This window comes from Comamonas sediminis (assembly GCF_041107495.1).
Taxonomy (GTDB): domain Bacteria; phylum Pseudomonadota; class Gammaproteobacteria; order Burkholderiales; family Burkholderiaceae_C; genus Comamonas; species Comamonas sediminis.
This window is the reverse complement of record NZ_JBGBDC010000004.1, coordinates 169241-190683: the sequence shown is the minus strand read 5'-3', so window position 1 is coordinate 190683 and position 21443 is coordinate 169241. Positions and strand designations below refer to the sequence as shown.

Below are 21443 nucleotides of genomic sequence, written 5' to 3'. Positions count from 1 at the left end.
GCATACGATGGGGTCGCTGGGCCACGCCTGGATGAATCTGGCTGCCGAGAGGTCGATAGCGGGATTTCTCCCCGGCAATCCGGCCGAAAAGACCGCATTGGCGGGTTTTGCGGTATGGAGGGCCCCGAAAACCAAAAACCCCTGAGTGCGAACACTCAGGGGTTGGTACTTGGCGGAAACGGAGTCCGCCATAGACAAGTTCGCGAAAGTTCGCAATAGTAATGTATATCATTGAATTAATTAGTCAATTTCTAAGGATAGGTTCGTCAAAGTTCGTCAAAGTTCGCTAACAGCAAATGTTTTATGTGGGCATAATGTGGGCATAGATCTGCTACATCCGAGACCATGCCCAAAGTCGCCAAACAACTCTCCGACCGCGCAGTTGCGGCCATCAAAACAGAAGGTAGACATGCCGTAGGAGGCGTCGCCGGATTGCACCTGCGCATCTCAGCCGGCTACCGAGGATGGATCCTCCGAGTGACAGTTGGTGATCAGCGCAAAGACATGGGCCTTGGGGCATATCCGGCAGTCAGCCTTCAGCAAGCACGTGACAAAGCTAGAAGGATCCACGATGATCTTCGAAACGGCCAGGTCCCCATCTCTCCCAAAGTGCAACAACGCACCCTTATCGCGTCGAAGGCCGCCACAGAAAAATCGTTTCGCTGGTGTACCGAGGAATACCTCAAGACCAAGTCTTCCGAATGGAAGAACGCCAAGCACCGTCAGCAATGGGAGAACACCCTTGATGCTTATGCCATGCCGCATCTGGGGCTGGTGAGTGTGTCGGCCATCGATCTTCCTCACATATTGGCTTGCCTCGAGCCCATCTGGAACACCAAGAACGAAACCGCGAGTCGCCTTCGAGGAAGAATTGAGTCCGTGCTCGATTGGGCCACAGTTCGCAAATACCGCAGTGGAGAGAACCCAGCTCGCTGGAAAGGCCACCTCGACAAGGTGTTAGCAGCACCAGGCAAGATCCAAAAGGTGGAGCACCACCGTGCAATACCCGTAGATAACATGCCGTCCTTCATGCAGGGCTTGCGTACGCGTGCTGGTATTGCAGCCCGAGCCCTTGAATTTCTCATTCACACCGCAGCACGCTCCGGTGAAGTGCGGGGCGCACTTTGGTCTGAAATTGACTTCGACAAAGCCATCTGGACAATTCCGGCTGCACGCATGAAGGCTGGCGCGGAACACAGAGTTCCGCTTACTGAAGCAGCACTAAAGCTACTTGTTGAGATGCCTCGCATTGAGAGCAGTAACCTGATCTTCCCAGGAACCAAAGGACAACAGCTCTCCGATATGACCATGACTGCTGTAATGCGGCGCATGAAAGCGACCGCAGTTCCACACGGCTTTCGATCTACATTCCGTGATTGGGCTGGAGAAAAAACCAATTTTCCACGGGAACTGGCGGAACATGCTTTGGCACACACCTTGGAAAGCAAGGTGGAAGCTGCTTATCGACGCGGTGATGCGCTGGAAAAACGGCGCCAAATGATGCAGGAATGGTCAAATTTCATTAGCGCACCATCGCATACCCCTTAATTATATTTTTCAGCACTTGGTTGTTATGAGCTTGAAATAGTATATTAAGAAGCGCGGATCCACGCCCTTTAACACCACATTCTCTAGCGAGCTGCTCAATCATTTTTTTCGCTTCAGGAGTCAGTAAGAAATTACAATTCTTTTGAGTCTTTTTATTCTCTTCACGAGACGACCTTTTATTGTATAGTCCGCGGATTTTTTCGTAAACAAACAACTTGAGAACCGAGGACATATCTTGTCGATGAAAAAATAACTCAATATCATCAATCTGATGTATTGGTGGCATCAGGAATATTTTAGGATTTTTCCCAAAAGACTTCACTGTAAGCTCACCCTCATCCACAGAAATTTGTTTTCCAGAATAATAAGATGCAGCTCTTAGCTTTTCTTTATTTTTGTCATTTTTAAACCAAACAAATTGACTATGCCATTCCAACAGGAATTTTTTCGTAGATGCCCTCAATGCCAGAAGAAAGCCAACAATGTGATCTACTGAGTGTTCAGAGATATCAAATAGATATCCAATTAACACACGCTTAGATTGAGAACTTTCAAAAATTTTCGCTATTGTCACGGGACGAAATATACCCGTTTGCCCCAATTTATACTGTATAGTCTTCTTTGAAAAGCTCAACAAGAACTCAAAAGCCTCTTCTTGCACATTGAACGTTGTAGCCAGCTTCCATATCTCTAAAGACAATTCATTTTTAGCAGTAAATGAATTCAATTCGCCTGCCAGGCCATATCCGTGAGCAGGAATGTATCCCTTTTTAATCAATTGATCCCAGATCTCCACTATTAGGCAATCTTGGGTCACATCCCCGATGTCGACATCAACACGCAAATGAAATGCAATTGATTCGAGATTTCTTCTTGTACATACATCTAATCCAAAGGCTTCGGCAAAAGCCGCTTTTGATGCAGCTATTTTTTGAGGGGTATAATTTTTCATAAAATGATAATGAGATATCAATAGTATTCTTGATGTCCGAAAATTGTCCGCGCCCAGGCATTTCCCAGGTATTTTTGACCATACCTACCATCTCTTATTAGGTAACTCTTGTCAAGCCTTGTAGCTTTAGATGTGTAGTGAAGTCCTCACTTTTCTATAAGAAGTACTTTTGAGCTGCCTTCTATAGACAACGGGATGATGGGCCTGTAACAGTGCCGCACGTTGTCTCAACCTTAGGTGGAAATCTCTTGGAAGCTTGCGCGCTATAGAAGCGCTCATCCTCCTACATCACCAACCGCTGGAAAAAAAATAGATCTTTAAAAATTGCTTGTGACATAAAAGACCAGAGATACGTAGACATTTTTTCGTAGTTCCAGAACGTTCTCTCTTGGGTCGCGTCACGGACCGAAAGTGAGAGCTAAAAAAGAAAGCCATACGCAATCCGATGCCAAAACCATCGGAGCCAAACATGCGCGTTCTTAAACTCAAAGAAGTGCTTCTCAAAACGAGTCTAGGTAAGACCACCGTTTACGCATTGCTCAAAAAGTCCAAATTCCCCAAACCCATCAATCTTGGGGTTAGATCGGTCGGCTGGATTGAAAGCGAAATTGACGACTGGATCCTTCAAAAGATCTGCGCCAGAGACCAACCACGCGCCTGATAATTTTCAAGAGTAAAATTCTAATGTCAATTCACTCTGGAGAGATCAACGACCGAATGCAGGCCTACGCCTTTTGAAGGCAGGCCTGCTTTTTTTATGTAGGTTTAAGTTTTATTTTAATTATATAGAATGAAGACCTGACCTAGCAATAAATCATTTACACAATCGGACATGACAGTGAGAGTTATTGCGGCATATATGTGTTTATTGATCTCCTCAATACATAAGCATCAGCTTTAGATACAAAGCACTTTTTATCCATGAAAGTGTAAGCTTAGTTGCTGCGTTCAACAGTGTGTCTAACCAAACCATGACACACAGCATGAAACGCAATCCATTGAATACCAACCATCAATTGCTCTATGAAGATCACTTCCATGGATATCCTGTTCAGACCAACCACGGGTACTTGATTACCAACCACCTCCAGCGCATCCATGATTGCCTATATCGCTCTTTGGAGCGTAATAGCAGCATCTGTGTAATGCGCTTTGATTTGTATGTACCAAGCCATGTCTCCGTTGATATATTGCTCAGCAATGCAGTTATATCGAAGTTCATCGCATCCATGCGTGCCAAGATCAAGCACGCACAGACTCAAAGTAGGAATGAGGATCATCGCGTTCATGACGCGAATATGCGCTTTATGTGGACCAGGGAGATTAGTGGCAATGGCCGTGTGCACTACCACGTTGCCTTGGTATTCAACCACGCTGCCTATGCATTCATGGGGAGGTTCAACCTGGAAAGCAATAACATGTTCGCAAGGATCCATGGGGCCTGGGCATCAGCTCTTGGCATGTTTGTTGGCGATATGCCAGGCTATGTCCATGTTCCCGACAATCCGACTTACCACATCACTAGGGGGGATGAGGAATCATTGCGGCAAGCCCTATACCGGGTGAGCTACCTCGCGAAGTTGCAAACCAAAGAATACAACCAAGGGTTTCACACCTTTGGTTGCAGCAACAACTAGAGGGGGCGACAAAGCAGTGATTTCGCGCTGCTCTGTGCGTTTCTTCCGCATTCCAAGAGGACGTAGAGCGAAGAAGAGACGCTCGTGCCACCGCTCGGTTGCTTCGCCCCAATAGCGAACTGCATTTGATGCTTCCCTCCATGCGTTACCAGTCTGCAGCCAGTATCGGAATAGCGGCAACGAAAAGCCAGTCCATCCAAGTGCGGGCAAAAGGAGAGCTGAGTGCAAGCAAAACTAGTGACATTGAACGCAAGACGTCCGGGAACCATGAATAAGGGTAAATGGCCAATTGCAGGGACGCTATTCTTTCCGTAAGCGCAGCAAGTGTCTCCGGTCTCGTCACGGCTGCCCCGGTGTCAATCGATCACCGCGAAAAGGTTTATTCGGTCGATCAAGGATCGGCCGATTTGTGCTGGCTCGCTTTAAGTGCGATGCTTATGTCCGAGGCTAGAGGCCTACCAGTTACCATGCAGCAACTTGCTGGTGAACTCAGGGGGATGGGGAAATCAACGTATGACGCGAAGTCGCCCATGACCGTAGAGTGGGTGGAGCCCTTCGCCAAAGCGCTGAAATTGCGCATAGATGGCTTGAAGTCGATGGCGGCTGACGTTTCGGCGAAACTCCTCCTGGTCCAGTGCTGCTCCTTGGCTACACGTCTCAGTTCAAGACGGGACATGCCGTGATTCTCGCAGCTCATGCTGGAGACACGACCGATTTCGAAGGAATGACAGCTAAAGTCGTGGACCCACGCGGCGGCAATAGGTTGACCACTTCGTTTTCGACACTCATCAAGTTCTACGCAGGCGCCGCACCAGCAGGAGTGCCACAACTCTTTTTTGTGTAGGCGGCCCGCGGCGGATTTGACGTCGCTCCCCGGCAGGACTGCGGCAAGCGAGTTTGAGAAAGTGCCTCCTGAGTGACAGGGGCCATGGCCGCCGTAGTCTGAGAGACTAGCCTCCAAGACAGCTGGTTAGGGTGCGCACTTCACCTCGTACGACATCTCACGCCTGAGAGTTCGCCGTCCAGGGCAGGAAGAGCATCCAAGTTTTGGTGTTCAAAATGATACCGTAAGCTACTCAGCCTCGGGCCTCGACAAGACCTGGTCCAATGCCTTGGGTAGGTGGTGACGAACTCCACCTAGGATGCCTCGCAGGGCCCAGAAAATGAGACCGAGACCCGTCCCTGTTGACCGGTCGGAACTTGATGACGGCTCACGGCCTGACGAGGCCTTCATCTAGCTAAGTCGGCTCTGCAGCGATTGCCGTCAATCGGTGCGTCTCCTCTAACGACTGCTCCCGCTGTCGAAGCGGTCGCTGCGCAAACTACCACATGACAAACTGGATTAGCCTAACGGTGTGGCACGCGTTCACCTCGTAAAAGTCAGGCCAAGGCTAATTGCCAGTGTCCCCAGCCACTTGCGCATGGTGCGTGACTACCCATTGCTGAGCCTCGTCGATATTGAGATTTAGGCTCACTTCACCAAAGCCCGTCACGAGCCTTTGCCAGGCCACTTGGCCGCCTGCATTTGTCATGCGGCGTGGCGTATTCAGATGACCGGAATGTATGGCATAGAGCCGGCCATTGATCTGGGTGGCGACGGGCAACAGACCTTGCGCAGTAGGCAGGTAGAAGACTTCGGTGCAGTCCATCTCGCCCGCAGCGGCGGCAGAACTTGCACTGCGCTCATTGCTGTACACGCCCAGCAGCTGCGAAGAGTCTTCCTCGCTGTACAAGGCAAACTCGGTATGAGGGCTAGTGGCACTTTGCCGAGCATCGGTTTTCAGGAGCCGCTGACTTGCGCTGTTATAGAGGTAGCTGACCGCGTTGGGATCGGTGCTGCTCGCACTGGGGGTCGTAACCTTGTCAATCCGGCCGTGGGCGCCATAGTGCAGATAGTGCTCTCCAGCTTCTACGGCGGAGATGATGGAGCAGGCAACATCGTACTGGTATGCGTCTGTGGCTCGTCATACAGCCTCATGCAAGCACGCTTGATCTGGTACGCGGCCATCTCGCTTCGAGTGTCTGCAGCTTTCTTCGCTGTGCACTCAGCGCCCGAATCGTAGCCAGTGAGCTCGCGTCCTGAACCTGGCTTTACGGCCTTAATACCGCTAGGGAAGGACGCTAAGCAAGCCTGAGCCGCAGCCATTGCCGCCTTGTCGTTCTGCACCTGGCCAGCCTTATCTAGGATGCAGGTGGCGTAGTTCGCAGCCATGGCCGGTGAGGCCAAGAGCAGGGCTAGAGCGACTAGTGTTGAGTGCATGTGGTGCGATGGTTCGGAAAATGGCGAGAGAGCTGTCAAGGTGTCTGGTGGTTAGAGAGCTAGTTCCACGCTCATTTGGGAATAAATACCGCTCGGAGGCATTTGGGATGCAAGGCTTATTCGCCTACCGTTTACGGAAGTTATTTGAACCGCCTGCGGTTCCTGATCGAGGAGGTAGGTGCCGGAAAGTAATTCTGCCCTTCGTCAGGTCATAAGGTGACATTTCAATAGTCACATTGTCGCCCGCAATGATCTTGATTCGGTGCTTTCGCATCTTTCCGCCTGTGTACGCAACCAAGGTGTGGCCGTTATCCAGGGTAACTCGATACCTTGCATCGGGGAGAATTTCTCCGATCTTCCCTTGCATTTCGATCAGGTCTTCTTTGCTCAATGTGTGTCCTTGGTGATGGCCCGTGGGGTTACTTCAAGAGGGCAAGTTGCATGCCATCATGCTTGGCATGATCGACCGCTTCCTGAGCGGTCTCAAAAAGCTTTGAGAAGGTGTAGACGGTGTCTTGAGTAACAGAGCCTTGGCCAGATTTCAAAGAGACTGCTGATTGAAACTTGCCATCTGGCTGCTCACTCACGCCAGGCGAGATGAAATAACGAGAGATTTTGTTGGTGTCTTTAAAAAATTGGAACATACGTGCGCGCTCCACGCGCTGAAACGGTGGAGCTTGAAGCGCCAGAAATAAATGCAGAAGAGGGGAAAGCCGACCCTAGGAATTTATTGTGGCTTGAGAGCTTGCCTAGGATAGTGTGCGAAATGGCGTAAGAGCCAGGCACTCTTATGGATCAAGGGGCAAGCATGCCCTGACCGGAACTTCAGGATAGCACACAGACGGCTTTCGTCAAAGGACTACATCCATCATGACTTGTCATGCACTACCAACCGCCTTGCTCCGAGGACTGTTTGTGGCATGTGACCAAGCTTCAGCTACTCCTCTGGGCCGAGACCCAATGTGATCCCTCTGATCGCCTGCACTGTGAGCGGGACATTCCGTCTTTGAGGAGCATCTCCGGTCGCGTCCGTACGTAGCCAGGCAAGCTGTAAGCGCTGGATGCGCCTACTTGAAGGTCATCTTTTCCCCGCAGCCAATTTACCTTGCAATGAGTTAGCCTGAAAGGCTGCTTCAATGAAAGGATCGAGATGAGCTACGGGCAAATACTGCTGTTTTTCGTGATGGTCTGGCTATCGTACTTTGTGTACTGGCTTCTTTCACGAGGTCCGCCACATGCACCTAAGATCCTATCTCACCCTCTTTCGAAGACGATCGCATCGAAGAAACTGATTTCAAAAAAGCATTGGGCAAGAGGTGAGTCGGTGGCAGTAGCTGACGATGGCGAGCACACTTCGAACATCTTCCGAATTGCAGGGAACACCTTTGGTCAGTCGGCCCACCGAGAGTGCGTGGCGTTCCTTGTTCCAGGAGAAGAACAAGCAGGCTTTGAAATGGCAGTGTCGGTGGTGGTAGAGGGATTGCGCATCGGTCAACTGTCCCAAAGAGATCTCATTCCGTATAGAGCCATGCTGCAAGGAGCTGGACTGGATGCACAGGTCACTTCGTGCGATGCCTACATTGGCGGTGGCGGAACTGGAGTTGATGGAAAGAAGCAACGCTATGCAATCTCCCTCAATGTTGATTGGTTCGAAGCTTAATTTAACGCCCGCGCTGAAGTTGCACAGCCGTCAATCCTGATGCATGACATTGGGAGTTGGCTTGATGTTGCTGATCCAGCATAGTTGCGGGAAGAATCCAAAGCTTTTCTTCGCCAGTCTCGTTTAAGGTTATTAAAAGGAGTAACCTGGGACAAGGCGATCCATCCTGCATCGTCATTTGGATCCGGAGCCTATCTGTCAGCCAACCCCAACCCCATCCCCATCTCTACTCCTACCTTTTGGCACACTGTCAAAGTGATGTTTTTTGTGAGTGGTGACTCCCTATTTCAGCAAGATGCCGGCGACAATCCGCATGTGAAGTTTGCGGCAGTCAAGCCGGTGAAGAGCCAGCAAGTTGCTGTTTCTGATGAGGGTTGATATGGGCTGGACTACAGTTCCTTCTGATTCGCAAAATTCTCTCGAAGAAGTCCTTCTAGCCACGACACACATACGCACCTACTGGGGCTCGCAGCACCTCACAAATGCCAGTGGTTTCTTCTTCCAACGTGACGCCCGCTTGTTTTTAGTGACGAGCTCGCATGTTTTGCAAGACCAGCTCACCAGGCATCTTCCTGACCGGATCGAAATCGAGCTTCATACGTCCGCCCATGATCTGAGCAGAATTGCGATCTTCTCAATCCCACTATTTAGCCAAGGAGCCGAACTTTGGACAAGGGCATCGGACACAGCTGGTTCAGTGGATATAGCAGCCATAGAGATTGCCGTTGATCGATTGCCGGAGCAGACCTTGCTGCGAGCTTTTAACGTCTCGAATTTAGACGCAGGCAGTGAGGATGTGGCTATTGGCGATGACCTGACAGTCGTTGGTTTTCCTCTGGGATTTCACGACACTGTTCATTATTTGGCTGTGGCGCGAAGTGCATCTATTGCGTCTGCCTACGGCGTGCGATTTCAGCGGCAAGGCTATTTTTTGACAGATGCTAGAACACACCGTGGTAGCAGCGGGTCCCCTGTGCTGCGACGCCGACGCGCGGCCCATAGCGCTCGCTCTTTGGATGCTTGGCAATTGCTGGGTGTTCATTCCACACGAATGGACATGCGAACTCGTGATGTCATCGAAGACGAGTCGCTTGGCTTAAATTGCGCTTGGTACACAGATGTTTTGCTGCTGCTTACTGCGTAATTAACTAGCTACTTTGAGCTTCCTCTCTCGCGATTTCGACTCTAATTAGGACGCAAAACTGCTCGCTCGTGCACTTAGATCTCCATCTTCGAACACGATGCAGATAGCTAGAGCAGCTTCAGATTCGTGGAGCTAGGGTACTGTACCGTAGGGCCAGAAGCTATTTATAGAAACCTAAGCGCTAGCCGCTGGACGCGAACTGGCTTCGGGGCAATGTGGCTGTCTTTCGCACGCAATTGATCCATGTTTTGGACACTCGCACTCTTAGAAAGCAAGAGTTTCACGCGCTCTTCCGAATGTAAGAGCGGAGACTGTTATCTGCATGATTGAAAACGGATTCCCATAAACATGGTTAAACAAAGCACTGTTCACCGCACAATAACGCCTGAACAATGGGAACTCAAACGTGCGCAAGAGCGCATAACTTACCCACTGGATCATGCGGGACCAATTCAGATGGATTGGCGAACTCGTGAGGCCTACTCCGCCAAGGACCTTGAGTACCGCGGGCGTTCGAAAGCCAAATGAATTTGCCCTTTTGCGTCGTCTTTCCGACTCCAAGCCAGAGTCACTGCCTATGCATGACATCCATTCCACCTAACGACCGCTTCTGGTCAGATCGTACGTCGGCTTGGGGTGGATAGCGCCACTACAACTTGCGTAAAGGCTGTCCCTCGATCAGCCGTGAGCATGCTTGTGCGAAAGGAAGAAGCGCAGCATCTCGGCGCTGGCGTCGATTCCTCCTGCCGTGGTGAAGCTGCCCTCTGAGCTGCCGCCGGACCATGCGTGGCCTGCGCCATGCAGTTGCCAGTGTTCAATGGCGGCACTTCCGTCGGCCGCGACATAGGTAGAGCAGGTGAATCGCTGGCGGTTCGGCGCATGGATGACGTGAGGTGCGCCTTGGGGACTTTGCGCTTCGTGCAGCATTCACCACGGCCGCGCCGTTGTCGTGGTGCGCCGTCGTGTCGGCATCGCCGTGAAACACGATCACTGCACACACGCTGGGACCGCTGGCCGAGCCTGGTGCTGCGCCTCTTCGCATCGCCTCGAGGGCTGATGGCAGATTGGACGCAGCATCGGCGGGCAAGCCCGAATGCACACCCACTGCGGCGAACAGCTCAGGATAGGTGCGTCCCAATACGTCCGCCATTGCACCTCCAGCCGATAGTCCGGCGACATAGACACGCGACGCGTCCGCGCCATGGTCAGCCACGATCTGGCGTGTGAGGCCCGCCAGCAGTGCTGGCTCGCCCCGGCCTCGCTGCTGATGCTGGGCCTTGAACCAGTTCCAGCATTTTTGCGAGTTCGCATGCTGTGTTTGTTCAGGATGGAGCACCAATACACCAGCCCTGCGTGCCTGGTCATTCATGCGCGTGCCGGCGGCGAAGTCTTCCGGCCCTTGGGTGCAACCGTGCAGCATGAGGACGAGCGGCCGAGGCACCGCTTCAAGTGCACTGCCTGGCGGCACATACAGCCGATAGGCCAGCTGCCGGCCTCCGTGCGAGTAGCTGCCGCGCAGCCATTGCTCGTCGCCGGAGATGTCTGCCTGCGATGAGCCCGCAGACACGGCGAGTTCGGGAGCATCGTCGATGAAACGGGCTTCGGCATCGACGATCCAGCCTTCTTCCTGTTGATTTCCACGCAAACCTGACCCACCATTTCCATCCAATCTTGACCCACTCTGATTCGTGAGTTGTTAGCTAACGATGAGGCTAGAGTTCTGCTGGTTCTCTCCTTCTTCACGGTAGTTGGTGGTTGCTGTGCGGAGCTGTTCTTGAAGCGAAAGCTATCATTGCCAGTCTCCAGAATATGACAGTGATGCGTGAGCCGGTCCAGCAAAGCCGTAGTCATCTTTGCATCTCCGAATACGCTGCCCCATTCACTGAAACTCAAGTTGGTGGTGATCACCACGCTAGTGCGTTCGTAGAGTTTGGACAATAGGTGGAACAGCAATGCCCCACCAGATGCGCTAAAGGGTAGATAGCCCAGCTCGTCCAAGATGACCAGATTTGTATAAGACAACCTGGTTGCAAGGTGCCCAGCCTTGCCCTGAGCCTTCTCTTCCTCCAACACATTCACCAGCTCGACCGTCGAGAAAAAGCGTACCGCCGATGGTGATGCTCAATGGCCTGAACACCGAGCGCTGTGGCAATGTGGGTCTTGCCTGTTCTTGGTCCTCCAACCAGAACCACATTGTTGGCATCTTCCAGAAATTCGCATCGATGCAACTGGCGCACCAGCGCTTCATTTACTTCGCTGTGGCGAAACTCAAAGCCAGCCAGATCCCGATACGCGGGGAATCTGGCTACTTTGAGTTGATATGCTACTGCGCGTACCACTCTCTCGGCTGTCTCTGCTTTAAGCAATTGGGACAGGATAGGCTGAGCGGCTTCAAACGCCGGAGCGCCTTGTTCGGCTAGCTCACTGACGGCCCGGGCCATGCCGTGCATCTTGAGCTCGCGCAGCATGATCACTATGGAGGCGATGGCTGGGTCATGACGCATGGCGTAGGCTCGCACGTAAAACGCACGGCTGTGGCTGAGCTTTAAGTGCGCCACCTGCAGCTTGGTGCGCACGCCGCCAAGCACAGCCCAATCCTCACTCCAGTCAAACTGGAAAGCCTCACCAGGCCCGAAGACAAGGGGAACGAAGGTGCCTCGACCTGCAGTTTGCTGCGTCAGAACGTGCTGTTTATGCCAAACGCGAGCAAAAGCAGCCAGGCGGTTGTAGGAGCCCTGATAGCCCAAAGACTGCAGGTCCAGATGCATTTGCTTGATCGTGCGGCGCTGCTTGCGAGAGCGTGTCGCCTCAGTCTTGAGCCAAGCAGATAGCTTGGTCGCGAACGGATCAAGCTTGGAAGAGCTCATCCGCTTGGCATAACTGGGCTCAGCTACGTCTGATCGCAGGTACATGCGATGGTATTGCGAGACAGGCCGGTTCGGCGAGAGATCTCGCGGATGGACAACTGCTCACGCAATGCCCAGCGGCGGATGACACTTAGGATTGCCACGTCTATCACTCCTGGCCTCCTGCTGCTCAACATAGCTGCAGGCTAGAGTTAGTACGCGGGTCACTATTAGATGGAAATCCTGGGGGTTAGTGGGTCACTTCTGTGTGGAAATCAACATTCTTCCCTATGATTGGTTGCAGCTGTCTTGCCGTGGGGCGCGGGCGCGCTTTCGCCTCGTAACGTGCGCTGAATCAGCTCGGTTGCTTCCAGCAAATTGCCAGTGCGCGACAGGCGCGTAGCCTCGCCCAGCATGTCGTGAAAAAGCTGTTTCATGGAATGGTTCTCAGGTAATGCGGCCGGCCAGAGCGGCACGACCGGCGGGGCTGGCCTGGAGCGCTCCCAGCTCCGTGACGGATTCGATGGTTTCTGCGGCCAGGGTCACGCGGTTGCCGTCTTTGCAGACCGTGGAGCCGTAGCCAATGGTCGCCACGTCGCCCTGCGTGGGGATGTGAGGGTGGGGAGCGGAGCGGAAGCCCTCGGCGCCGAACTATGCCAGCAGCGCAGCAGCCGACACTGTGAGGGCCTGCACAGCAATTCTATGTTTGTTGCTCATGACAGGTCTGCCCTCTGCGTTTCGCTCATCTGTGCGGAACCTCTTGGCTTACGATGGAGTTCTCACACAACCATCACCACGAGGGTGTTTATGAAATTTGAATCACTTGAAGAGGTGTCGAGGTTCTGTACGCACATAGAGCGCGAGAAAGACATGTTGCTCTGCTTGGCCCAGGTGCATGAGTTGCTCATTGCAGCTCTAGTGTCATCTCACCCAGACCACGGCCAGTTTCAGCTGATGACCACATCCCTCTTGGAGCGGTCTATGAACACCACCTTCAAAGATCTCCCGGAAGATCAAAAGCAACTAATTCGGAACAGGGTTGAGCATATGCAGCTAATCCCCAAAACAAATTTACCGAACCCTGTCGCCCACCTATCGGGAACCGGTCACAAACAGGCCGAATAGTTCGGCGGGCTCTTTACGAACTCTTCAGCGGTGGGGCGGTAGCCCGCTGCTGAGATTGAGACCGTGTTGTCTGCAGGCGGGATGATTCGCTCGCCAACGTGGACGGCTGGGAGCATCTACTGCATCTTGAGCAATTGGGTGCGGAGCCCACCAACGGTGCATACCTCATCTTCTACAGCTGTACTGGCGTTGATCGGCTCGCCGCCAAGTACTGTTGCGCGAAGGCTCTTAAGCATCTGCGCGACTTCGGGAAACGCGCCAAGCCAGCGCTGGTAGTCTTCGATGACTGCCTCACCTCTTTCTCAGTGTTTTTTTGGAAGCTAGATTTTTGGGTTTGACTGCCCTCTCTTGAGGACGGCGGAAAAGCGTGGACCACGCAGAGGCCCTCGTGAAAGAAGCCATTAGACTAAGAACGACAGCCAACACATGAAGAAAAAAAACAGTATTGATCCATAGCTCATCTCATCCCTTAGTTGAAGCAGCCCATCAGGGTATCTCATGGCCGGGGGATTGAGCGAGGGAACGTAGATGTCCTTCAAGTAGGTCCAAATCGCGCCTCGATCCAGCCTTAGGGGGCAACTAAAAACACCCACCCCCCTCGGTTTAAGGTCATTAAAAGGAGTAAGGTGGGTCGAGGCAATCCATCTTGATTCGCCGCAATAGACCGGAGGTCTACATGTTCAAATTCTCAGCCTACCCACCCGAATCATTTTGGGACACGATCAAGAGAAATCTCGCTATCGCTGCTATCCCATCTCCACAAGAACAAGGGTCAAAGACGCCTTCTGAAAAGGAGAAGCAAGATCAAGAGCAAGGCCAGCAAGCGTTCTTAACGCTGTGACCTCTCAGCGGTCGTAAGAGCACTTGATCGTAGTCTTCCGCGGCTTGGACGAAGCACCGAATGTGGTGCTTCTGCGTTTTCAGAGGAGTAGGAATGAATAAATTTTTCGACGTCTTCATTGGTCGACTTGGAGCACGCAATACGCGGCGCGTGGCGAGAAGCCAAACAGCAGCTCAGGTTGAAGAGTGGAAAGCCAAAGGTTACCAGCTGCAAGCAGAAAGACGCGTTACAGAGCAACTGCATGAAATCTATTTGGTTTCGTCATGAGACTAAAGGCCGAGAGATCAAGTGGGACTGCAAACAAACGGGAAACATAGACCATGAAGCTGAACTTTAAAGATACCCCAGCCAGGTTGTCGGAGATCCAAAAGTCTCGGCTTGAAAGCGAAAGAATCACTTACAAGAATGGCGCGCAACCTGCGCGTTCCACTTGGTCCGGACGCCCTAACTATGAGGGGATCGAACTCTCCTATCGCGGCCAAGAAAAAAAGATCTGGTCAAAACAAACAAGTCACTGATGATTTGATCCACTAGGGGACCTTATTGGTCTAAGACATACCAGCCCGCACAGTGAACTGACCCCAAGAAGTTGGACAGTTGAATGCTTAAGGCTCAAGGCCTGAGTTCAATACTCCACCTGGACATTGATGCAGATGGCGTCTGGCCCGTGCCTTATGGCTCCTATTGAGGACAATAGGCTTCAGGGAAAGATCGTTGAGCACTCCAATGCCGTAAGTGGACAGGCTGCTATTGGTGGTAGCGGTCATCGGGAAGCGGTTCAACGAACGGCCGCAACCAGCCTTGAACGGTCATAGTTTCTTGAGGTGGAGTTAGCAGCGAATGTAGCCTGTCGTTGCGGACGGACAAGCACATTCGACGCGTGAAACCACGACGCTCTCGTCATCACGAATTGAAGGCTTGGCAAACCAGAGCGTCTACATACGCTCTTAATACCATCCGCGCCACAAACCGTTAGTTCAGCCCGATGCTCTGCACAATCGCGCCCTCTTCGGCGAAGGCCTTTTTCGCAAAGGCGCTGTAATCCTGGGCATTGCGGTACTCCAGCCGTACTCCATAGTTTGCGGCCGCCTGCTGAAAAGCGGGGTCGTCCATGGCAGACTTCACAGCGGTTTCGAGCTTGCGCACAATGTCGGGCGGCAGGCCCTTGGGCCCCGCAATGCCCAGCGGCGACGGCGTTACCACTTCATAACCCTGTTCACGGAAGGTCGGTACATTGGCAAAGGCTGACGGGCGCGTTTCTGAGGCAATGGCGAGCGCACGCAGCTTGCCTGACTGCATATGCGGTAGCACCGTATTGCCAAACACCCCCGTCTTGGTGTGGCCCGCAATTAAGGCATTCACCGCCTCGGCATCTCCCTTGTACGGCACGTGGGTGAACTGTACACCCGCCTTCTTCTCCAGCAAGGCCATCAGCACATGGTTGGCCGAAAACTTGCCGGGTGTGCCGTAATCGACCGAGCCGGGCTGCTTCTTAGACTGATCGACAATGTCCTTGACAGATTTAAACGGCGAATCCTGCGCCACGGCCAGCAGAAAGTCGTACGACATAAAGGCCGCAACATAGGTCAGGTCGGCAATCGGATCATAAGACACCTTCTGGATATGAGGTTGGCGAAAAATACCCACCGGGCTTAAGGTCAGCCGGTAGCCATCAGGCTTGGCATTCTTCATGTCCATCACGCCCATCGACGCCCCAGCACCCGGCTTGTTCTCGATGATGATCGACTGCCCCAACTGCTTGCCCATCGACAAAGCCAGCGCCCGCGCCACGACATCGCTCACACCTCCCGCCCCATAGGGCACGATCAGCACGATAGGCCGGTTAGGGTAATCAGCTTGTGCCCTGGCGGGCGCGGCAAAACCCGCAGCGCTCACAACGGCAATGCTCAATGCGATAGCTGCAAAAGTACGGCGTTGCATGGTTGTCTCCTTGCACGAAAGGCTGTTTGCCCTGCAGTCTAGCGACGCCACCCCTCAGCACCCACAACACGGGTGACAGAGCAGTTCCACCGGCACTGCAACGCAGGGAAAACCATCGGAATCGGGAGTTGGGGCGCAGCCTGGTCGTTTCGCGGTCAGTGAGCTGATGGAGCCGTGCCAGTTGTTCGATGAATTGCCGTCTTATGGATGGCGCCTTGCCCCCTATCTGCCCCTTCGCGTGAGTACTACGGCACCTGATCAGCGCACCTTATAACTAGACCATGTTCCCCAACTCACACAACGCGTGCCCATTGCCGTCGTCATATGCGATCCTTTGATCTCAGACGATCTTGATTTCTGCATTCATGGGAACCAGAGAACGTAAAGTTTCCGCTGAAAAAAAAAAATTACGAAGATATGTTTGCACCGTAGGTGCAAGCTGAGATCTAAGAAAAGTCTTGAAAGCAATGGAGACGAGTATGAACGCCCTACCCATAGTTCGGTTTTTTTATTGAGATCAAATGACAGCAGCCGCGTGGTCTAACGGCCGCTCTTGCTAAATTAAAAAGGCGTCCAAGCCTATAGCTTGGACGCCTAATTCCTATCGTTTGCTGGTTTGCCTAAGTCAGCATAACTTAGCGCTCAATAGGCACGCCATCCATTGTCAGTCTTGCGCATCATGGCTTTGCCGGTCATGCCAATATCATTGATATCGAACCAACCATCAGTTGAGTCAGGTCTGAGGCCAACATTCAGAGTTTGCCTACCGTGAAAGCCGCTAACCGGCGCCACGTCTTCGATGGACTCTGCGCATCCTTCCAGGTAGTACTGGCTGATCTTAAAGGACACATTTCCAACAACTTTGGCTTGGCGCATGAATTCATTCTTTCTCTTTTCAATTTCACGGCCTTCCGACTGCAACTGGGCAAACTCTTGGTTGCGCTTTTCCGCCAGCGCTGCGCTAGAGCGTGTGAGGATGTCATCGATGGAAGAGTTGAAAGACTGCAGCGTATTTTTCTCTTTCTCATAGGTACCAGCCAACGACTTGTACTCCGATGGGTTTTTCAGGGCAAGGGTGTACGAATACTCCACCACATGGACATCAGCCAAAGTCGAGTGCGGATAGCCATTGGTCTTCTTGGCGTTGGCGATTTTGATGTTCTTGCAGCCCTGGATCTTGGACTCCAGAAGAGCTTTTACATCCGAGGTTTCTGGGATTTTGCTGGCACCACAAGCAGCAAGGCTCAAGACAGACAGCGATACGAGGACGAGTACTTTCATTTTTTTCCTAAATGTCGAAGTAAATATTGCTAATGGATCGCCTTCAGGCGTACATAGCGAAGTTGATCAAGAAGCAAACGATCCAGACAATGAAATAAGCAATGCTCTGCTTCGTTGCTTTTGCGCGTTGGTAGAGGTACACCGGAACAATCCACAGCCATCCTTTGAATTTGCTGGTGTTGTGACCCGCCTTCGTGAGAAGCTTTTCATCAAAGAAAGCCAGTGCGATGTTCAAAAGCACAGTCACGAACCAGAGCGTTCCGTTATTCATGGCACTCTCCACAGCGGAGTCATCGCCTCTATAGACAATCTCTGCCAGACCCCACTCAAGGAATCCCCCAAGCAGGGGCGCGAAGGCGAGAGTCCACACCACTTTGTTGTTGACGTGCTCGCCAGAAAGCGGCGGTGGACTGCTCGTGTCCAAGTGCGCCCGCAAATCGGTGTGTTCGACAGCGGTCCAATCGGCAAAGCCCTGCTTCCAAACGGGCGTGCTGCCCGAGAGTGTGGATGCGCGTATGAGCTGAGCGATGGCCTCTTCTGTCACTGGACCCTTTTTCTGACCGTTATCTTCATAGAACCACTGGATAGGTTCAGCTTGAGATGCACTCATGTTTTTTCCTCAGGAATTGATGTGAAATGAATTGCGCTTGGCTGCATACGCAGAGCCAGTTCCAACAAAGACACGGCAGCCCTCCTAGCCTGCCGATATAGAGCTCGCACCATATGTGAAGCAAACTCATCATATGTAAACGAGAGAAAGTCCAATGGGTTGACCGCCCAACCCACAATTGCAATGCCAGAGCCAAGAATCACGCCATATGTGATGCAAACTCCGTAGATACAAATGTATCAGAAACAGATGCTTGGAGGGATGTCAGCCAAACCTACTCCCCCCACACATCTGCCCGATCCCGAGAACCTGCGCGATGTTCTCGCCTATTGGATTCGGCTCAAGCGCGTTGACAAGGGATGGTCGCAAGAGAGGTTAGCCATGGAGTGCGAGCTGGACCGCACCTACGTCTCGGCAGTGGAGCGATCTCGTTGGAACGTTTCGCTCTCCAACATCGAGCGCATGGCGCAAGCCCTGCAGGTGGAGCCATGGACGCTGCTCAAACCACCAGCAGAATCGGTACGCGCGAAATAGCTTCGTTTAGCAAGCAGCGAGGGATGCGCCGGCTGCAGGCCCGGCGGTTATGCAGGCAGTCAATCGCCCTCGCATGACTTCACCATCGACACTGCATATCTTCCAGCTCGTATCCGGTAGACGCTGCGCCTTGGCCCCAAACCCGCTACCCCATGGCGCGGGCCAATGCGGTCCGACCACCAGCAACGCGGAAAAGCTGTTGTCTTCTACCCGCGCTTCTGTGCCCACCATCCAGACCCAGCGCACGCGAGAGGGCTCGGGTGCTCTTGCAGTTGCTTCAAAGCGAAGCAAGGCACAGCCTTGCTTCTCTATCGTTGCGACCAGGTCGTCGACATAGCTACCAAGAGTTCCTTCAGCATCCTTGGTATCCAGCTCCCGCGCCTTGCAGCTGGTTGGCAAGGCTTGCAGCATCTCACTGGGCTCAGGACACGGAGACCGCAGCTTAGAAAGCTGAGGGCTGGCGAGAGATCTTCGGCCCATGAGCGCAGAACACTGGCGCACACACCACCATGCCCCTTGCGGGTCGAATTCCCGCGTCTCCCTCGAGGATGGCTCCCACAGGTCCATGGCCTTCCAGCGCCAATGCCCTGCCCTCGCTCGAATTTGAGACTCCCAGATGCCGTTAAACCGCAGCCCTGCCATATAGCGGTGCTGCAGCTGAAAGCTCGCTGCCGGGTCAGCGCCTGCATCAGTGATCGTTTGAATGACCATCACTATCTCCTTGTGCCCCACCTTCATTGCGTGGATAGAACTCCTGCAGCACGTCACCCACCTCTTCTGCCGTTTCCTCAAAGAGGCCTTGCGCATATCCCTTGCGGGCTGCGGTATCCAGCGCTGCTTGGTCCAGGCCTGCGCGCTGCGCGCGGTCTGCCGCTTCCCGCGCTTGCGCAACAGCGGCCTCCAACCCCATGCCCTCTCGCACACACAGATCCACGTAGTAGATCGGTGCACGGCGGGATTGGGTAGTGGACTTGCCTCGGAGGCGCAGCTCCAGGGGTAGGTAGGCCAGCAGCCCGCCAGACACGGCTTGGAAATACTGCATGCGTGCCATCAAGGTCCGGACGGTGTTGACGCCTGTGGTGCGCAGCACAAAGGTGCTGCAGTCATCGCTGGGAGAGGCAGGATGGTCAATGCGAACATGGAAGCGCCCAAACAGCTTGCAGTTGCCGTCCATACCCAGCGCGCAATGGTCGGGGCCTGGACAAGGGTGAGCTTCCATCACGCCTTGGTTGGCGCGCCTGCAGCTCTCGCCGTCGCCCACGCAGATGGGCCGTGCGGTTGCCCGGTCAAACATGGTGTATGACACACGCAGGTTCAAGCTCGGGTCATTGAACAAGAGCCGCACCGGGATGCTCCGCAGCTTGGGAGCAGGCAAAGGAGCTTTATTAGGCTCAGCTAAGGGAATAGGAATTAAGGCTTGGCCAGAGCTGCCTTCAGCCGCTGCATGTGCGGCAACTGCAGATGCACCCTGCTCTTTGGCGCGTCTTGCCAGCTTGCTTTGCAATGTCGGCTTGGCGCTGGGTCTGCTTGCGGCGTCGGGTTCCTGCACGCCTTGCTGCATCGCAGTCTCAGCCGCCGAAAGATCAGCATGACCTTTCGGTTTAACCAGCTGCGCGCGCAGTAGTCCGTCGATCGGATGCAACACCCAGCCGGCCCTGTTTTGCACCTGGGTCGTGATGGTGAATTCATCATCCTTCTCGGGCAAGCGTTTGCCATTGCGTTCGACCATCTTGCCGATGGCAATCCGCCCCAGAACGGGTGGGGTCATCATCAGTCCTTGAATCATGATGTTCTCCTGTCATAAAAGAACAGCCCCTGCTAAATAGCAGGGGCCGTAGAGTGGTGGTTGCTTGCGCTGGAGGTGTCTGCCAGAGCAGGTTGAGAACCGTTGCCTGATCGCTCACAACATCTCGTGCATCTCATTAGTCGCTGCTCTCCCCTGCCCCGCCGGTCTGCACCAGAAAGCGCCTGGAGCCAGGCTTGCGCTGCATGTAACTGGCAGCGAGGTGGGGGTGGTCTTGCTGGAAGCGCGTAGCGTCGAAACTTTGGCCGTCCTTGCTGCGTTTCCAACTGATGGATCCACTGCTGAAGCTGGCCCGGGAAGCATTGCCCATGCGCTGCTGGATCTGGTGCTTGAGCAGTGCTTCTTGCACCTCCCAGTCGCTCATCCATTGCCGGATTTCTACTAGCTGATGGAAGGCATGCGAGGCCGTGATGTCCTCCGACAGGTCCACTGTTTCTCCACTGTCTTGCGGATAGAGGCAGCGCAGCGCGGTATCTGCGTTTTCAGAAGCATCAGCGGGCGGCTCTTCGCCCCTATGCACCCAGCCCCAGAATTGCTCTTCCAACGCAATGAGCTGTGCGATCATGGTCTCATCGCGCTCGATGCGGTGGACCTGCAATTCCTGCCCGCCGATCAATACAGCGACGTCGGCGGCCTGTTTACCAGTGACAGCCAGCTGGTGCATGACCTGCAGTTGGACATATTCCGGCATGCCATCCCTCCAGAGTTTTGCGCCGTTGATGCCAGCCGTTTTGCACTCCAGGATCTGAACGTCCGAGGCGCCAACCACTTCACGATCGATGTTGGCCAGCATCCAAGGAATGCGAGGATGACCAAGCACGGCGTTGACACGGCGTACGCGGTTACCTGTACGCTTGGTGTAGTGGGCTGCAACAATGGGTTCGAGCAAGGTGCCCCAGTACATGGGAGAGGTCTCGTCGCTCGGATCCACGGCAGGCAGCAGCTCTGCCTTGCCGCTCTTGTGCATCCACAACTCAAGTTGAGACTGGTAGGGGTTGAGGCCCACCGCTGCAGCCGCGTCTGAGCTTCCGATGCCATGGCGCCTTACATCGAGCCAGGTCTCCCGGGGCATGTCGCGGGTCGAGACGAGACGCAAGGCTGGGCGGTTTGATCCGTGGCTGGTGATGGGCTTGCGTTCAGAAGGATTGGAAGGATCAGGCGGCTGGCCCTGCCCAGCGGTAACTACAGTGATAGGCATAAGAGAGCTCCAATTCAAACATCCCGCCAAAGTACAGAAGCCCTCACCGCAATGGCGAGGGC

The 21443-nt window shown here is 53.5% G+C and carries 22 protein-coding genes and 2 pseudogenes; 10 read left to right on the top strand and 14 right to left on the bottom strand.

The genetic code is table 11. The annotated features are described in order from the left end of the window. Positions 1 to 345 precede the first annotated feature (345 nt). Positions 346 to 1548, top strand: coding sequence for a tyrosine-type recombinase/integrase (locus AB7A72_RS11040; protein ID WP_369459975.1), 1203 nt, complete (start codon positions 346 to 348; stop codon positions 1546 to 1548). On the opposite strand, the gene AB7A72_RS11035 is transcribed toward AB7A72_RS11040, so the two are convergent. Beyond that, positions 1523 to 2500, bottom strand: a complete 978-nt coding sequence (locus tag AB7A72_RS11035) for a hypothetical protein (protein ID WP_369459974.1) — start codon at positions 2498 to 2500, stop codon at positions 1523 to 1525. The genes AB7A72_RS11040 and AB7A72_RS11035 overlap by 26 nt on opposite strands. A 445-nt stretch (positions 2501 to 2945) precedes the next feature. Here AB7A72_RS11035 and AB7A72_RS11030 point away from each other — a divergent pair, with 445 nt between their 5' ends. Next, on the top strand, positions 2946 to 3161 hold the full coding sequence (locus tag AB7A72_RS11030; protein WP_369459973.1) for an AlpA family transcriptional regulator: 216 nt from the start codon (positions 2946 to 2948) through the stop codon (positions 3159 to 3161). A gap of 322 nt (positions 3162 to 3483) precedes the next feature. Next, entirely contained in the window at positions 3484 to 4137 is a 654-nt protein-coding gene (locus AB7A72_RS11025; RefSeq protein ID WP_369459972.1) for an inovirus Gp2 family protein, read from the top strand. Between the two features lie 1391 nt (positions 4138 to 5528). Here the strand turns inward: AB7A72_RS11025 and AB7A72_RS11020 are convergent. From AB7A72_RS11020 to AB7A72_RS11010, 3 genes are all read right to left on the bottom strand, one after another. Beyond that, the gene (locus tag AB7A72_RS11020) at positions 5529 to 5870 is read right to left on the bottom strand and encodes a hypothetical protein (protein ID WP_369459971.1); all 342 of its coding nucleotides are present in this window, start codon (positions 5868 to 5870) and stop codon (positions 5529 to 5531) included. Between the two features lie 651 nt (positions 5871 to 6521). After that, positions 6522 to 6788 (bottom strand): translation initiation factor IF-1, encoded by a 267-nt coding sequence (infA, locus tag AB7A72_RS11015; RefSeq protein ID WP_133859181.1) that lies wholly within the window; start codon positions 6786 to 6788, stop codon positions 6522 to 6524. A 28-nt stretch (positions 6789 to 6816) separates the two neighbouring features. Further along, positions 6817 to 7041: a hypothetical protein gene (locus AB7A72_RS11010; protein WP_369459970.1), complete on the bottom strand. Its 225-nt coding sequence runs from the start codon at positions 7039 to 7041 to the stop codon at positions 6817 to 6819. A 506-nt stretch (positions 7042 to 7547) separates the two neighbouring features. Between AB7A72_RS11010 and AB7A72_RS11005 the strand changes: the two genes are divergently transcribed. From AB7A72_RS11005 to AB7A72_RS10995, 3 genes are all read left to right on the top strand, one after another. Further along, positions 7548 to 8057: a hypothetical protein gene (locus AB7A72_RS11005; protein WP_369459969.1), complete on the top strand. Its 510-nt coding sequence runs from the start codon at positions 7548 to 7550 to the stop codon at positions 8055 to 8057. A gap of 84 nt (positions 8058 to 8141) precedes the next feature. Next, a complete protein-coding gene (locus AB7A72_RS11000; RefSeq protein WP_369459968.1) occupies positions 8142 to 8435 on the top strand; it encodes a hypothetical protein in 294 nt (97 codons plus the stop codon). Position 8436: 1 nt separating this feature from the next. After that, complete coding sequence (locus AB7A72_RS10995) at positions 8437 to 9201, top strand: S1 family peptidase (protein WP_369459967.1); 765 nt, start codon at positions 8437 to 8439, stop codon at positions 9199 to 9201. Between the two features lie 814 nt (positions 9202 to 10015). Here AB7A72_RS10995 and AB7A72_RS10990 read toward each other — a convergent pair. The 5 genes and pseudogenes from AB7A72_RS10990 to AB7A72_RS23755 form a co-directional block, all read right to left on the bottom strand. Continuing rightward, positions 10016 to 10846, bottom strand: a complete 831-nt coding sequence (locus AB7A72_RS10990) for an extracellular catalytic domain type 1 short-chain-length polyhydroxyalkanoate depolymerase (RefSeq protein WP_369459966.1) — start codon at positions 10844 to 10846, stop codon at positions 10016 to 10018. 59 nt (positions 10847 to 10905) lie between these two features. After that, positions 10906 to 11705 (bottom strand): annotated as a pseudogene (gene istB / locus AB7A72_RS10985) (IS21-like element helper ATPase IstB); the annotation flags it as partial. After that, positions 11700 to 12220 (bottom strand): annotated as a pseudogene (locus tag AB7A72_RS10980) (IS21 family transposase); the annotation flags it as partial. The pseudogenes AB7A72_RS10980 and istB, both read right to left, overlap by 6 nt. Positions 12221 to 12322: 102 nt before the next feature. After that, positions 12323 to 12484 (bottom strand): hypothetical protein, encoded by a 162-nt coding sequence (locus AB7A72_RS10975; RefSeq protein ID WP_369459965.1) that lies wholly within the window; start codon positions 12482 to 12484, stop codon positions 12323 to 12325. 10 nt (positions 12485 to 12494) lie between these two features. After that, positions 12495 to 12641, bottom strand: a complete 147-nt coding sequence (locus tag AB7A72_RS23755) for a hypothetical protein (RefSeq protein ID WP_407064973.1) — start codon at positions 12639 to 12641, stop codon at positions 12495 to 12497. Between the two features lie 1207 nt (positions 12642 to 13848). Here AB7A72_RS23755 and AB7A72_RS10965 point away from each other — a divergent pair. The 3 genes from AB7A72_RS10965 (at position 13849) to AB7A72_RS10955 (ending at position 14531) form a co-directional block, all read left to right on the top strand. After that, positions 13849 to 14013 carry a hypothetical protein gene (locus AB7A72_RS10965; protein ID WP_369459964.1) on the top strand — a complete coding sequence of 55 codons (165 nt, stop codon included), beginning with the start codon at positions 13849 to 13851 and terminating at the stop codon, positions 14011 to 14013. A gap of 93 nt (positions 14014 to 14106) precedes the next feature. Continuing rightward, positions 14107 to 14280 (top strand): hypothetical protein, encoded by a 174-nt coding sequence (locus AB7A72_RS10960; protein ID WP_369459963.1) that lies wholly within the window; start codon positions 14107 to 14109, stop codon positions 14278 to 14280. A gap of 53 nt (positions 14281 to 14333) precedes the next feature. Next, positions 14334 to 14531, top strand: a complete 198-nt coding sequence (locus AB7A72_RS10955; protein ID WP_369459962.1) for a hypothetical protein — start codon at positions 14334 to 14336, stop codon at positions 14529 to 14531. Between the two features lie 454 nt (positions 14532 to 14985). Here the strand turns inward: AB7A72_RS10955 and AB7A72_RS10950 are convergent, their stop codons facing one another. The 3 genes from AB7A72_RS10950 to AB7A72_RS10940 all read right to left on the bottom strand — a co-directional run bounded on the left by AB7A72_RS10950 (position 14986) and on the right by AB7A72_RS10940 (position 17845). Continuing rightward, entirely contained in the window at positions 14986 to 15954 is a 969-nt protein-coding gene (locus tag AB7A72_RS10950; protein WP_369459961.1) for a tripartite tricarboxylate transporter substrate binding protein, read from the bottom strand. Positions 15955 to 16596: 642 nt separating this feature from the next. Beyond that, on the bottom strand, positions 16597 to 17235 hold the full coding sequence (locus AB7A72_RS10945; protein WP_369459960.1) for a hypothetical protein: 639 nt from the start codon (positions 17233 to 17235) through the stop codon (positions 16597 to 16599). A 43-nt stretch (positions 17236 to 17278) separates the two neighbouring features. Further along, on the bottom strand, positions 17279 to 17845 hold the full coding sequence (locus AB7A72_RS10940; protein ID WP_369459959.1) for a DUF4339 domain-containing protein: 567 nt from the start codon (positions 17843 to 17845) through the stop codon (positions 17279 to 17281). A gap of 261 nt (positions 17846 to 18106) precedes the next feature. Here AB7A72_RS10940 and AB7A72_RS10935 point away from each other — a divergent pair, with 261 nt between their 5' ends. Next, complete coding sequence (locus AB7A72_RS10935; protein WP_369460131.1) at positions 18107 to 18379, top strand: helix-turn-helix domain-containing protein; 273 nt, start codon at positions 18107 to 18109, stop codon at positions 18377 to 18379. A 688-nt stretch (positions 18380 to 19067) separates the two neighbouring features. Here AB7A72_RS10935 and AB7A72_RS10930 read toward each other — a convergent pair. Continuing rightward, positions 19068 to 20165, bottom strand: a complete 1098-nt coding sequence (locus AB7A72_RS10930) for a recombination directionality factor (protein WP_369459958.1) — start codon at positions 20163 to 20165, stop codon at positions 19068 to 19070. Positions 20166 to 20301: 136 nt separating this feature from the next. Next, complete coding sequence (locus AB7A72_RS10925) at positions 20302 to 21381, bottom strand: YqaJ viral recombinase family nuclease (RefSeq protein ID WP_407064972.1); 1080 nt, start codon at positions 21379 to 21381, stop codon at positions 20302 to 20304. Positions 21382 to 21443: the final 62 nt, after the last annotated feature.

What these genes read in the sequence shown, in the direction of transcription:
- AB7A72_RS10925 (WP_407064972.1), bottom strand. Translation starts at nt 21,381, where the DNA reads ATGCCTATCACTGTAGTTACCGCTGGGCAGGGCCAGCCGCCTGATCCT.
- AB7A72_RS11035 (WP_369459974.1), bottom strand. Translation starts at nt 2,500, where the DNA reads ATGAAAAATTATACCCCTCAAAAAATAGCTGCATCAAAAGCGGCTTTT.
- AB7A72_RS11040 (WP_369459975.1), top strand. Translation starts at nt 346, where the DNA reads ATGCCCAAAGTCGCCAAACAACTCTCCGACCGCGCAGTTGCGGCCATC.
- AB7A72_RS10965 (WP_369459964.1), top strand. Translation starts at nt 13,849, where the DNA reads ATGTTCAAATTCTCAGCCTACCCACCCGAATCATTTTGGGACACGATC.
- AB7A72_RS10960 (WP_369459963.1), top strand. Translation starts at nt 14,107, where the DNA reads ATGAATAAATTTTTCGACGTCTTCATTGGTCGACTTGGAGCACGCAAT.
- AB7A72_RS10930 (WP_369459958.1), bottom strand. Translation starts at nt 20,165, where the DNA reads ATGATTCAAGGACTGATGATGACCCCACCCGTTCTGGGGCGGATTGCC.
- AB7A72_RS10950 (WP_369459961.1), bottom strand. Translation starts at nt 15,954, where the DNA reads ATGCAACGCCGTACTTTTGCAGCTATCGCATTGAGCATTGCCGTTGTG.
- AB7A72_RS10940 (WP_369459959.1), bottom strand. Translation starts at nt 17,845, where the DNA reads ATGAGTGCATCTCAAGCTGAACCTATCCAGTGGTTCTATGAAGATAAC.
- AB7A72_RS11010 (WP_369459970.1), bottom strand. Translation starts at nt 7,041, where the DNA reads ATGTTCCAATTTTTTAAAGACACCAACAAAATCTCTCGTTATTTCATC.
- AB7A72_RS11005 (WP_369459969.1), top strand. Translation starts at nt 7,548, where the DNA reads ATGAGCTACGGGCAAATACTGCTGTTTTTCGTGATGGTCTGGCTATCG.
- AB7A72_RS10955 (WP_369459962.1), top strand. Translation starts at nt 14,334, where the DNA reads ATGAAGCTGAACTTTAAAGATACCCCAGCCAGGTTGTCGGAGATCCAA.
- AB7A72_RS10945 (WP_369459960.1), bottom strand. Translation starts at nt 17,235, where the DNA reads ATGAAAGTACTCGTCCTCGTATCGCTGTCTGTCTTGAGCCTTGCTGCT.
- AB7A72_RS11030 (WP_369459973.1), top strand. Translation starts at nt 2,946, where the DNA reads ATGCCAAAACCATCGGAGCCAAACATGCGCGTTCTTAAACTCAAAGAA.
- AB7A72_RS11025 (WP_369459972.1), top strand. Translation starts at nt 3,484, where the DNA reads ATGAAACGCAATCCATTGAATACCAACCATCAATTGCTCTATGAAGAT.
- AB7A72_RS10995 (WP_369459967.1), top strand. Translation starts at nt 8,437, where the DNA reads ATGGGCTGGACTACAGTTCCTTCTGATTCGCAAAATTCTCTCGAAGAA.
- AB7A72_RS10975 (WP_369459965.1), bottom strand. Translation starts at nt 12,484, where the DNA reads ATGAAACAGCTTTTTCACGACATGCTGGGCGAGGCTACGCGCCTGTCG.
- AB7A72_RS10935 (WP_369460131.1), top strand. Translation starts at nt 18,107, where the DNA reads ATGTCAGCCAAACCTACTCCCCCCACACATCTGCCCGATCCCGAGAAC.